Origin of the sequence: Hymenobacter mellowenesis, from assembly GCF_030581005.1 — a bacterium.
Classification (GTDB): Bacteria; Bacteroidota; Bacteroidia; order Cytophagales; family Hymenobacteraceae; genus Hymenobacter; species Hymenobacter mellowenesis.
Map to the genome: position 1 here is coordinate 189355 of NZ_JAUQSX010000011.1, position 12137 is coordinate 201491.

At 63.7% G+C, this 12137-nt stretch carries 12 protein-coding genes; 1 reads left to right on the plus strand and 11 read right to left on the minus strand.

Annotated features, from left to right (window positions below; all coding sequences use genetic code 11):
• Positions 1–27 precede the first annotated feature (27 nt).
• The 7 genes from Q5H92_RS19780 to Q5H92_RS19810 form a co-directional block, all read right to left on the minus strand.
• The gene (locus Q5H92_RS19780) at positions 28–1614 is read right to left on the minus strand and encodes an MFS transporter (protein WP_305013286.1); all 1587 of its coding nucleotides are present in this window, start codon (positions 1612–1614) and stop codon (positions 28–30) included.
• Between the two features lie 13 nt (positions 1615–1627).
• Positions 1628–2698: an HlyD family secretion protein gene (locus tag Q5H92_RS19785; protein ID WP_305013287.1), complete on the minus strand. Its 1071-nt coding sequence runs from the start codon at positions 2696–2698 to the stop codon at positions 1628–1630.
• A 2-nt stretch (positions 2699–2700) separates the two neighbouring features.
• Positions 2701–3978 carry a TolC family protein gene (locus Q5H92_RS19790; RefSeq protein ID WP_305013288.1) on the minus strand — a complete coding sequence of 426 codons (1278 nt, stop codon included), beginning with the start codon at positions 3976–3978 and terminating at the stop codon, positions 2701–2703.
• A gap of 284 nt (positions 3979–4262) precedes the next feature.
• Positions 4263–5153, minus strand: a complete 891-nt coding sequence (locus Q5H92_RS19795; RefSeq protein ID WP_305013289.1) for an alpha/beta hydrolase — start codon at positions 5151–5153, stop codon at positions 4263–4265.
• A 4-nt stretch (positions 5154–5157) separates the two neighbouring features.
• Complete coding sequence (locus Q5H92_RS19800; protein WP_305013290.1) at positions 5158–5712, minus strand: NADPH-dependent FMN reductase; 555 nt, start codon at positions 5710–5712, stop codon at positions 5158–5160.
• A 42-nt stretch (positions 5713–5754) separates the two neighbouring features.
• Positions 5755–6774, minus strand: coding sequence for an Atu2307/SP_0267 family LLM class monooxygenase (locus tag Q5H92_RS19805; RefSeq protein WP_305013291.1), 1020 nt, complete (start codon positions 6772–6774; stop codon positions 5755–5757).
• 99 nt (positions 6775–6873) lie between these two features.
• Entirely contained in the window at positions 6874–7989 is a 1116-nt protein-coding gene (locus Q5H92_RS19810) for an NAD(P)-dependent alcohol dehydrogenase (RefSeq protein ID WP_305013292.1), read from the minus strand.
• Positions 7990–8174: 185 nt separating this feature from the next.
• Between Q5H92_RS19810 and Q5H92_RS19815 the strand changes: the two genes are divergently transcribed.
• Positions 8175–8978, plus strand: coding sequence for an AraC family transcriptional regulator (locus tag Q5H92_RS19815; RefSeq protein WP_305013293.1), 804 nt, complete (start codon positions 8175–8177; stop codon positions 8976–8978).
• A gap of 86 nt (positions 8979–9064) precedes the next feature.
• Here the strand turns inward: Q5H92_RS19815 and Q5H92_RS19820 are convergent, their stop codons facing one another.
• The 4 genes from Q5H92_RS19820 to Q5H92_RS19835 form a co-directional block, all read right to left on the minus strand.
• Positions 9065–9601 carry a YceI family protein gene (locus Q5H92_RS19820; protein WP_305013294.1) on the minus strand — a complete coding sequence of 179 codons (537 nt, stop codon included), beginning with the start codon at positions 9599–9601 and terminating at the stop codon, positions 9065–9067.
• A 183-nt stretch (positions 9602–9784) separates the two neighbouring features.
• Positions 9785–10471: an alpha/beta hydrolase gene (locus tag Q5H92_RS19825; RefSeq protein WP_305013295.1), complete on the minus strand. Its 687-nt coding sequence runs from the start codon at positions 10469–10471 to the stop codon at positions 9785–9787.
• Positions 10472–10539: 68 nt separating this feature from the next.
• Positions 10540–11487, minus strand: coding sequence for a VOC family protein (locus Q5H92_RS19830; protein WP_305013296.1), 948 nt, complete (start codon positions 11485–11487; stop codon positions 10540–10542).
• A 57-nt stretch (positions 11488–11544) separates the two neighbouring features.
• Entirely contained in the window at positions 11545–12069 is a 525-nt protein-coding gene (locus Q5H92_RS19835) for an ester cyclase (protein WP_305013297.1), read from the minus strand.
• Positions 12070–12137 lie beyond the last annotated feature (68 nt).

Here is a 12137-nt window from a genome sequence, read left to right on the forward strand (position 1 = left end):
AATGGTAAAAATCCCCGCTACGCCGCCCTACAACGGCCGCGACCGGAACGTGACGGCCTGCCGGTGTAGCGGGGGCAGCACCAGCAGCACTACGAGCAGGGCGATGAGCCCCAGGCTGACCAGCCCGAAGTAGTTGAGGCAGTAGCGGAGCAGCGTTTGGGTTTCGAGGGTGCGGGCCAGCAGGCTGGCCGCACCGCGCTGGGCCGTTTCCAGGGCCAGGCCCTTGCCCTGCAGGGTTTGCTGCAGGCTCTGCACGCGGGCCGCCACCTCGCTGGTGCCGGGTAGCAAATCGGCCCGAAACCGGTCGAGCTGCGCCGTGCGCCAGTAGGGCTGCAATACGCTGGTGACGGCCAGCGAGCCCACGAAGCCCAGGTTGCGAAACGCCACCGCCGCGAACGTGCCGGCCGCCGTCAGCTGCGGGGGCAGCCCGCCCATGGTGAACAGCGCCAGTGGCACCAGCACGAAGCCCACGGCCAAGCCTTGCAGGAGCAGCGGCAGCCAGAACACGGCCAGCTGCTGCGCCGGTCCGAAGAGCAGATACATCCACACATGGTGCACCAGCAGCAACGCAAAGCCCACCGCCAGCAGCCAGCGCAGGGGCGTGCCCAGCAGTACGAAGCGCACCACGATGCTCACGCCCAGTACAATGCCGACCAGCGTAGCCGCCTGCAAACCCACCATTTGCCCAGCATCGACGTGCAGCACGCCCGTGAAATAGGCCAGGGCGATGTTGGTGGTGCCCCGGAAAAAGTAGAACACGCAGAACAGCGCCAGCCCCACGCAAAAGTTGCGGTGGCGAAACACACCAAAGTCGATATAGGGCCGCTTCAGATGCACTTGCCGCCAGCCGAAGGCGACGCTGCCCACCACGGCCAGCCCTAGGGCCCGCCACATGGCCGGGCTTTCCAGCCAGTACTGCTGCTGACCGTACGAGGCCAGATAGGACAGGCCCAGCAGCAGGGCGCTCAGCAGCACCCAGCTGGGCCATTCCAACTGCGTGAGCGGCAGCCGCCGCCGGGTGCGCACGTCGTTGAGAATGAGCAGTAGTAGCAGCGCGCCGGGCAGCGCCACCAGCAGGTAGGCGTGGAACACCGCCGGCACGGCGTAGTGGTCGAGCACTGTCCAGCTCAGCATGGTGCCCAGCGGCGCCGAGGCCAGCAGCCCGCCGTAAAACACGGCGTAGCCCATGGCCCGCGCCCGGGTGGAATGCAGGCGCGAAAAAATCAGCGACAGCAGCGGCGTGACGATGGTGCAGGCCACCGTACCCTGCAAAAAGCGCAGCCCCAGCAACAGGCGAAAATCGCGCACCCCGCCAGCCAGGCCCACCAGGGCGGCCAGCAGCACCACGCTCAACAGCAGGGAATTGCGCAGGCGCAGGTAGCTGCCCAGGTGCGGGTCGAAGGGCAGAAACGCCACCAGCCCCGCGTAGAACAGCAGGATGGAAAACTGCACGTCGGCCGGCTCCACACCGTAGTAGCCCGCCATCTCGGCTCCGCTACCGGCATAAAGGCCCAGCAACAGAAACGGCGGCAGCAGCGCCCAAAACAGCACGGCCCGAATGGCCCATTCGGGCACCCAGGCCTTAAAAACCGGCGGCAGTTCCGTGTTTTTCATTGGTCGGTAGCGCTTACTTGGCCACCGTCACGGTGGCGTTCATGCCGGCCGCGAGCTGGGCGGTTTTCGCCGGCTGGTCGGTGAGCTGAATGCGGATGGGCAGGCGCTGAATCACCTTGATGAAGTTGCCCGTCGCGTTGTCGGGCGGCAGCAGCGAAAACCGCGCCCCCATAGCCGGCGACAACGACTCGATGCGCCCCGCAAATGCCTGGTCGGGGTAGGCGTCAGTGGTGATGCGCACCGGCTGGCCCACGTGCAGGTGCGGCAATTGGGTTTCCTTGAAGTTGGCCGTTATCCACTTGCCCGCCTGGCGGTTCACGATGTAGGCCAGCGGCTGGCCGGCCTGAATCAATTGGCCTTCCTGAATGGTCTGGCGGCCCATCACACCGGCGTAGGGCGCCGTCACGACGGTGTAAGAAAGGTCGAGCCGGGCCTTGCGCAGCAGTGCCTGCCGCCGCCGGATTTCGGCTTGCAGCACCGCCCGCTGCCCTTGACTTTCGTCCACCCGCGAGAGGGCCGTCTGGTAGCCGCCGGCCAGGGCCGCGTAATCAGAGCGGGCCACATCGAGGGCCGACTGCTGGCGCTCGAACTGCTGGCGCGTCACGGCTTCATCGGCCAATAGCTGTTTGTAGCGGGCAAAATCCTGCTCCTGCTGCACCAGCCGGGCCTTGGCCGCCCCAATCTGGCTTTGGCTTACCTGCGAGCTGCGCTGCGAGGTCTGCACGGTGCTGGCCAGGTTCAGCAGCTGGGCCTGAGTATTGGCCAGCGCCGCTTCGGCCTCGGCCACGGGCACTTCAAAGTCGCGGTTGTCGAGCACGACCAGCGTGTCGCCGGCCTTAACGGCCTGGTTTTCGGCGTAATGAATCCGGCGAATGTAGCCGCTGACCTTGCTGTTAATCGGGTTAATGTATTCTTCCACCTGAGCATCGTCGGTGCTTTCAAAGTGCAGCATCTGCCAGCCGATGCGGCCGCCCCAGATGAACAGGGCCAGCACCAGCAGGCTGGCTAACGTGGTGGTGATGCGCGCCACCAGGCGGTCGGTGCGCTGCGCGGGATGTTGCGGCGAGGTCGTCGGCTGGGTCATGACTATAGGAGGCCGATGGCTTTTTGCAGTTGATAGTATTGCGTGGCGGCCAGTGTCCGGGCCGTCACGAGGTCGAAGCGGGCCTGCAGGAGCTGATTATCCGCATCTAGCAAATCGGTGAGCAGCGCCAGCTGGTTGAAATAGGTGCTGTTGACGATGCGATAGTTTTCGGTGGCCTGCCCAATGCTCTGCTCCGCGATGCGGATGCGCTCCAGGGTTTCCTGGTAGCGCACGTAAGCCGTTTTGACTTCCTGGCGCTTGTCGTCCAGCACCTTTTCTTCGCCCAGTCGCTGGCGCTCAATGCCGATTTCGGCGGCCTTTTCGGCGTGACGGTCCAGCCAGCGGGCGGTGATGTTGTAGGAAACGCGCACGCCCACCTCGCCCACGCTGTATATCTGCGACACGTTGGGGAACACCAGTCGGTTGGGGTAGGTGTAGGCGTAGCCTGAAAACAGGCTCACCTGCGGACGCTTGCTTACTTCCGTGGCCGCCAGCCGCAGCTCGCTGAGGTGGGTTTGCAGCCCGGCTACCCGCAGCTCGGGCGCTTTGGCCTGCGCCTGACCGAGGTAGTCGGCGTAGGCATTGTCGAGCACCACCGCCGGGCTCACCGGGGCCAGTTGGTTCACCTGGTCTTCGGGGGCACCCAGCAGCAGGTTCAAGCGCTGGTTGGTGAGGGTGAGGGTATTGCCGATTTCGGTTAGCAGCAGCTGTTGCCGCGAGAGCTGCAGCTCGGCCCGCAGCAGGTCGGAGCGTAGCACCACGCCGTTCTTATACAGCGAGCGAATCTGAGTCAGTCGCCGTTCCGATTCTTTGACGTTGTTGGCCGTCAGGGCTTGGTACTCGCGGTTGCGCTGCACGTCGAGGTAGGCCGTGGCCACGCGCAGACGGACCTCGCTGGCGGTCAAAGCCAGCCGCTCGGTTTCCAAGAGTTCGTTGGTTGCCTGGGTGGCAATCTGATTGGTGATGCGCCCGCCGGTGTATACTTCCCAGTCGGCTTCGAGGCCTACGTGGTACGCGTGGGGGCTGGGCGGTACGGCGACGCGCTCGGGGTTTTGCAGGCCGGCGCGGGGCTCGTAAGCCACCAGCCCGCCCAGGTAGGCGTAGCTGCCGCCCGTTGTCACGCGGGGCAGGCGCTCGCTCTTGCGGTCCTTCACCAGTTCAGCGCTGAGGTCCACCTGCTGGCGCTGCATCCGGATTTCCTTGTTGTGCGCCGTGGCCAGCGCCCAGGCCTGCTCCAGCGTCAGGGGCTCGGCCGGACTGCCAGCCGTTTGCGCAGTCACCGGATAAGTGACTGATAATAAAAAAGCTGCGGCGCCGGTCCGCAGCCAACTTCGACCGTTCATGATGGGCTTTTTGTAGGAGCTCAAAATTACGGGGGCACTGCTCGGCCTATTTTATCACGTTAGTCAATATATTGTTCAAACCAGCCATTGTTGTTCAAGCCTTGCGAAATCTTACCTATTGCTCGAAATGATGCTTCAGCGCAGTCCAATAGCAAGCCGGTTATCCCGTTTCCAAAATGGAGTAACCGGCTTGCTATTGGGCCGTCACCTTTACTTCCTGCCTAATGCTTGATAACGGGCGCTGCCGCAATCGGGAAGCCCTGCTGGGCCAGCCACGCGCCGAAGCGGTCAAGCCAGGAATCGACGGGCAGGTGCTGGGTTTTCGTGCCGAAGCCGTGGCCGCCCTTGGCGTACACGTGCAACTCGGCGGGCTTGCCGGCCGCTTGCCAGCCGCTGTAGAGCTGCACGCTCTGCGGGGCCAGGCCTAGGTCGTCGTCGGAAGCCGCGGCCACGAACAGGGGCGGGGCATCGGCGGGCACGGGCTGCTTGGGCAATACCGCCAGGTAGGCGTATTGCGAGGCCAGAAAATCGGGGCGGTTAGCGGCCGAGTAGCCGTAGCCCACCCCGGCCGTTACGGTGCCGCCCGCCGAAAAGCCCATCAGGCCCACGCGGTTGGGCTGCACGCCCAGCTCCCGGGCGTGGCTGCGCACGTACTCAATGGCCCTTTTGCCATCGGCGATGTCCATCGCCACCACGGGCGCCACCACGGCGTTGAACTGATTCCAGTCCTTGAGCAGCGGCATCATCTGCTGGGCCGGGTCGGGGCCCGTAATGTGCACCAGCCGGTATTTGAGCACGAAGGCGGCCACGCCCCGCGCCTGCAGCCATTTGGCCACGTTGGTGCCCTCGTTATCGATGTCGAGCAGGTGGAAGCCGCCCCCGGGGCACACCACCACGGCCGTACCCGTGGCCGTGCCCGGCGCGGGCAGGTAGGCCGTGAGCGTGGGCGTGGTCACGTTGTACACGAAGCGGGCCCCGGACTGGCTGGTTTCCTTTTCTGGCCAGGTCGAGCTTTCCGAGCCAGGGGCCTTGCCCTGATAGAGCGGAATAACCCGCTGGGCGTGGACGCTAAGGGTGCAGGCCAGCGCAAGTACCAAATAAATGATTTTCATTGGCCTACGCTGCATTTTTCTTGAACCACACGATGTAGGCATCAATAGCTCCCTGCAGAAACTGCTTGGTGCCGGCTTTCAACTCGCCGTTTTCGTCAAACAGTTCATTCACCTTCGCCAGGTACACTTCGGGCTGCTGCATGGTGGGCACGTTGAGAAAAACCAGGCTTTGCCGCAGGTGGTGGTTGGCCCCGAAAGCCGATACGTTGCCCGGCGAGTTACTGAAAACCGCGCCCGGCTTGCCGTCCCACACGCTTTGGCCATAAGGCCGGGAGCCCACATCGAGCGCGTTTTTCAGCACGCCCGGCACCGACCGGTTGTATTCCGGCGTCACGAAAAGCACACCGTCCAGCGCCTTCACCTCGTTGCGGAACGTGGTATAGATTTCCGGTACTTCGTTATGGTCGTCGAAGTCCTGGTTGTAGACGGGCAGGCCGTCCAACGAAACCAGCTTGAACTCGAACCCTTCCGGAGCCATGGGCACCAGGGTATTGGCTATTTTCTTAGAGAAGGATTCTTTGCGCAGGCTGCCGACGAGGATGCCAATTACTTTTTTCATGGGGTTGCGGATTAAGATTTGAATTAAAGTTGAGGTCGGCCGTTAGCGCAGCAATGGCGCCACGCGGCTGCCGATAAGCTCGGTGGCCTGCAGAATTTTCTCGTGCGGCAGCACGGCCACGTCCATCTGGAACGTCACCCGCGAAATGCCGCCCAGTGCCTCGCTGTGGCGCCGAATCTTGGCGGCTACTTCCTCGGGGCTGCCCACCAGCAGCGCGCCCATCGGGCCGGCCTGGGCCTCCACGTGGGCTCGCGTGGGCGGAAAGCCGCCCCGCTCACGGGCGCGCTGGCCGAAAGTCTGGATGTAGCCGGGTGCGAAGCCGTTCAGGGCTTCTTCGGTGGTGGGGGCCACGTAGCCCAGCGAGTGCAGGCCCACTTTGAGCTGCTCGGGCGCGTGCCCGGCCCGGCGGCCGGCTTCGCGGTAAAGGTCGACCAGGGGGCGGAAGCGGCGGGTTTCGCCCCCGATGATGGCCACCATCAGCGGCAGGCCCAGCGTGCCGGCCCGCGCAAACGACTCGGGCGTGCCGCCCACGCCCAGCCAGATGGGCAGCTGCGCCTGCGCCGGGCGCGGGTACACGCCCTGGCCCGTCAGGGCCGGCCGGAACCGACCCTGCCAGCTGATTTTTTCGCTGGCCCGAATGGCCAGCAGCAGGTCCAGCTTCTCGGCGAACAGTTCGTCATAGTCATTGAGGCTGTAGCCGAAAAGTGGGAAGGCTTCGGTGGAGGAGCCCCGGCCCACCACCATTTCGGCCCGGCCCTGCGAAATCAAATCCAAGGTGGCGAACTCCTGGAACACGCGCACCGGGTCGGCGGCCGAGAGCACCGTGACGGCGCTGGTGAGGCGGATGCGCTGGGTGCGGGCGGCCGCCGCGGCCAAAATCACGGCCGTGGCCGAGTCGAGGTATTCGGCCCGGTGGTGCTCGCCGATGCCGAACACGTCGAGCCCGACCTCGTCGGCGCGCTCAATGCGCTCAAGCAGCAGGCGCATCGCCTCGGGGCCGCTGAGGTGGTCGCCGCCATTTTGGAGCAGGTGCGAGGCAAAGCTGTCAATTCCAACTTCCATAGCAGTAACAAGAAAGTAAAAAGTGTTCTACCAAAACGCCCGGCTCCACGCGGAAGCCGGGCGCTTGAAGGCCAACCGGGCCGGGCTGCCAATGGTTGGCTATGCCCCGACCTTGCCGATGCGCAGGATGGGCTTGATGGTGATGCCCTTCTCCGAGTCTTCGGCGGCTTCGTTTATTTGGTCGAACTCGTAGAACTTCACCAGCTTATCGAAGGGAAACTGACCTTTCTTATACAGCGCAATCAGGCGCGGAATAAAGATGCTGGGTACCGAGTCGCCTTGCAGGATGCCCTTGAGGGTGCGGCCGGCTACCATGATGTCGTTGGGGCCGAAGGTTATTTCCTTGTCGGGGGCCGTGACGCCTACCATGCCGCACACGCCGTGGGTGCGCAGGCCCTGCACGGCCGTGCGAATGATTTCGGGCCGGCCGGTGGTGTCGAAGGCGAAATGGGTGCCCTTGCCAGTGATTTTCTGGATTTCCTCCACCACGTTGCCCGTCTTGCTGTTGATGGTATGGGTGGCCCCCAGTTCCTTGGCCAGCGCCAGACGTGCGTCGTTGATGTCGATGGCGATGATGGTGGTGGCTTCAGCCACGCCGGCGGCCATGACGGCGGCCAGGCCCACGGCCCCGGTACCGAAAATGGCGATGCTGGACCCGGCCGGCACATTCAGGCTATTGAGTACGGCGCCCGCCCCAGTCTGGATGCCGCAGCCTAGCGGCCCGAGCAGTTCCAGCGGCACGTCCTTGGGCACCTTGATGGTGTTGTTTTCGTGGGCCACGGCGTAGGTGGCAAACGACGACTGCGAGAAGAAGCTGTCGTGCAAATCGGGCGTGGCGTGCTGGTGGATGCGGTGGCTGCCATCGGGGCGGCTGCCGGCGAAGTTGTGCTCCAGCATGTGCTCGCAGTAGGTGGGAAAGCCCTCGCGGCAGCTGTCGCACTTGCCGCAGTAGCCGAAGGTGAGCACCACGTGGTCGCCCACGGCCACCTCGGTCACTTCATGCCCAATGGCCTCGACCACGCCCGCGCCCTCGTGGCCGAGCACCATGGGCAGGGGGGCGGCCATCTGCTGGTTGCGAATCACCATATCGGTGTGGCAGATGCCGGTGGCCACGATGCGCACCAGCACTTCCTGGGGTTGGGGCTGGTCGAGTTCGGCTTCTTCGAGCACGAACGGAGTACCTTTTTCTCTAACGACGGCGGCGGTAATCTTCATGGGAGTTGGGGATTAGGGGAGGGAATGATAAAGGAATGGCCGTGCAGCAGGCCGTGCTCGGCGGCAGGACGGGCCGTTTTTAGCGCTGACGGCAAGGGAGCCTTTCAGTAACTCAAAAGTAGAAAGCACCTTGCCTGGTAACTTTGGCAATCAAGTCAACTATTTGTTCAAACCAGCCAAGCGCAATGCTCACGTCCGAAGACTTTGTAGCGGAACTTGAAAACATCGATAGCCGGCCCGAAACTATGTTTGTGCTGGAGCAGCACAGCGAGGAAAACTACCCCCTGCACCAGCACCAGAAAACCCAGCTGGTGTATGTGCGCAGCGGCGTGGCTTACCTCGTCACGCCCAGCAAAACGTACTTCCTGCCGGCCCGGCACTACGTGCTCATTCCGCCCCGACTGGAACACCGCGTGCTGTTTCATTCGCCCCAGCACGTCGTTACCGGGTTGTGCTTTGCGGAGGCCCGCGACGCCGACCATCCGTTCTTTAGTCAGCTGGGCATCTACCCGGTGACGGACCTGCTCTACGAACTGCTGCGCTATACCGAGAGCTGGCACGGGCACTATGGCCCCGCGCAGTACGAGCCCTACCTGTTCCTACTGAACCTTAAGCTCGTGCTGCCGCACATCAGCCACCACCCGCTGCCGCTGGCCCTGCCCACCACCGAAGACCCGCGCCTGGTGCCGGTGCTGCGCCACATCTACGAGCACATCGGCGAGCTGCTGGAACTGGGCAGCCTAGCCCGGCACTTCGGCTTCAGCCCGCGCAGCTTGTCGCGCCTGTTTCAGGAGTGTCTGAGCATTTCCTTCGGGCAGTACCTGAAGCTGCGCCGCATGATGGCGGCGATGGAAATGATGCTGAAAACCCGCCAGACCATCAGCGAGGTGGCCTACGCGGTGGGCTACAACAGCCTGGCCTCGTTCAGCAACACCTTCAACAAGCTGGTGGGCCAGCGCCCCTCCGAGTTTGCCGCCCGCGAGCAGTAGGCAGCGGGGCAGAGGTGGGCCGGGACCCAACACCAAGGCCGCCCCGGCATTCCCTCTGCAAAGAGAAACCGGGGCGACCGGTGGGCTTAACGCTTGGCCACGCCGTCGGCTTTGGCGATGACGTTGAAGGTCAGTGTGAAATTGTCGTCGATGGCCTTGTCAGCGGCCGCGCCGAAGAAGGTCGAGCCGTACTTCACGTCGTACTTGCTGCGGTCGATGGTGGCCGTGCCCGAAGCCGCGGCCACGCCGTTTTTCACGCCCACTTTGGCCGGGAAGCTCAGCGGGTTGGTTTTGCCCTTGATGGTGAGGTTGCCGGTAACGGTGGCGTTATTACCGGCCGCGTCCCCCTTCAGCGGCTTGATGCTGGTGATGACGAAAGTGGCCGTTGGGTTCTTTTCCACGCCGAAGAAGTCGTCCGACTTCAGGTGGCCCACCAGCTTGGCGTTGTAGTCGGCATCGGTCAGGTCGGTGTTTTTAAGGGAAGCCATGTCGGCCACGAACGTGCCGCCCACAATCTGGCTGCCCTTCACCTGCACAGTGCCCTCTTTCAGGTTGATGGTGCCGGTGTGCTGGCCGCCTACCTTCTTACCCAGCCAGCCCAACGAGCTCAGCTGCGGCTGCACTTTGTAAGTTTCAATGGCGGCCGTGGCCGTAGCGGGTTAGCGGGCGGCGGGGCCTTTAGCGGCTTGCGCAGGAGCCGACAGCACGGTGGCGGCCAGCAGCAGGGGAAACAGGAATTTTTTCATGGTTTCTTAAGTGAAGAGTTGTTGATTTAAAATGATTTATGGACAGTGCTGGCTGCCGAGTTAAGGCTGTTTAGCCAGCCACTGGTGGGCGGCGTCCAATCCGCTGGCCGAGATTTCGTGCCCGCCCTCGAAGGCTTCGTAGTGCGGGGCGATGCCCAGCGTCTTTAGAAACGTCACGGCCTCGTCGGCGTAGAAAGCGGGCAGCTTGTCGTCGTGGCGTCCGTGGCTGAGGAAGAAGTGGACCTTCTTCACGTCGGCCGCCGGAGCGTGGCGCTGACGCGACTCCATCAGCATGCGGCCGCTGAAGGCCAGCACGCCACGCACCTGCGACGGGTGGGTCAGGGCCACGTCGTAGGCCATGATGGCCCCCTGACTGAAGCCCAGCAGGTACACCTGCCCGGCCGGAATGCCATACTTTATGCAGGCTTCGTGGATGAAGCGGAGCAGCAGGCGCTGTCCGTCCAGCTGCTGGCTTTGGTTGAAGACGGGCTTGCCCGACGAGAAATCCACCTCGTAGAAGCCGAAACCCATTGGCCCAAAGATTAGCGGAGCGCGCACCGAGAGTACCAGCGTGTGGGCATCGGCCAGCTGCTCGCCCACGGGCAGCAGGTTCAGCTCGTTGCCGCCCACACCGTGCAGCATCAGCAGGAGTCGTTTGGCGCCGGTGGCCTGGGCCGGGTTCACTACGCGGTAGGACAGGGATAAGTCAGTAAGCAGCGCGGGCTGCGTAGCAGAAGCAATAGTCATGGAAGTAGTTAGATAAAACGGGAGAAAAAAGGCCAGCCACGCCCAGCGTTGGCGTTTCCAGGGGCGGCTCACGCTTGTGGCTGCGGCTCGGCGCGCAGCAGCACCCGGATGCCCCACGGGTCGGTGGCAATGGGGCCTTTGGGTGTTGGCTCCACGGCGTAGCCGGCGGCTTGCAGGCGGGTAGCAGCCGCGTCGCGGGTGACGGCATCGGGCACCCAGAGCTCCCAGCGCAGCAGACGGGCATCGGCGGTGGTGGCGGCGGGTGAGCCGGCGGCCCACACGTTCAGGCCCAGGTGGTGGTGGTAGCCGCCGGCCCCCACGAACAGGGCCCCCGACAGGCTCCAGGTTTCGATGTCGAAGCCCAGCGCCTTGTGGTAGAAGGCCGCCGCGGCCCGCAGGTCGCCGGTATAAAAGTGCAGGTGGCCGATGGTCGTGCCGGCGGGCAGGCCCTGCCAGTGGTTTGTGCCGGCCGCTTGCAGCACCCCGGCCTCGTCAAGCGGGTCGAGGGCCGACTGGATTTCGCCCTGCTCGCTCACCTGCCACTCCGAGCGGGGCCGGTCGCGGTATACCTCGATGGTAAAGCCGTCAGGGTCGGTCAGGTAAGTGGCTTCGCTGTAGTTGTGGTCAGAGGAGCCCAGGTTGACCCCCAGGGAATGCACGTGCTTGATAAAGCAGCCTAAGTCGGCGCGGGTGGGCAGCAGCACGGCCAGGTGATAGATGCCCAGCCGGCCGCGCCGGGGAATGGGATTTGCCCCCGGCTGCTCCTGCAGGCGCACCAGCACTGCTGGACTACCGGCCACGCCCAACTCGGCTACGGCGGCCTGGCCTTCGGTGGCCGGCGTCTGACGGAGCAGCGCAAACCCCAGCACGCGCTGGTAAAAGTCCAGCGAGCGGGTTAGGTTGGCCACCGTCAGGTACACGGTGCCCAGACGAATGTTGGCCGGCAATTCCGTCGGCGGGTGGACCCCAATGCGTTCAGCGGGCAGCGAAGAATAAGGAAGCAGGGCAGTGGTCATAACAGCGGGGATGGTAGTAGCGGTTAAGAGTAGTTGAAGCGGCGGCCGCGAAGCTGCTTATTTAGCCAAGCCGAGCTGCTTCATGTAGGATTGGTTATCCCAGTAGAGGTATTCCTCCACCATCACACCGTCCTTCCACACGCCCAGGGTGGACATGGGTAGCACGAACTTCTTGCCGTTGGGCTGAATGAATTTGCCGTCGCCGGTGGGCATGGGCTTGGTGAAGGTGCCGGTCATGATGCCCGATACCGACGTCAGATTGCCCTGACCAATCTTGAAGGGGTGCTGCTTGATTTTCGTGTCGGGGGCGTACACGAACATGGCTTTCAGGTCCGAGATGTGGCGGGCGATGCCGGTGGTGGTGTGGCCATCGGGCCAATGCACGATGATGTTCTGGGCGTGGCTCTCGTGCAGGCGGTCCCACTTCTCGTTGCTGAACACGTCGTAGTCCAACTCATCGAAGGTTTTCAGGTGCTGGGCCACGAGGTCGCTGGTTTTAGGGGCGGGCTTGGCGGCGGGTTTCTGGGCGGCGGCGGTCAGCGAGGCCGCGAACAGGGCAAGGGGCAGCAGGATTTTTTTCATCGGGGAGACAACGACTTGTCAGGATTCTCTCACCGCGAGAGAACAAGACAAAGGTCCCCCAGCGCCTA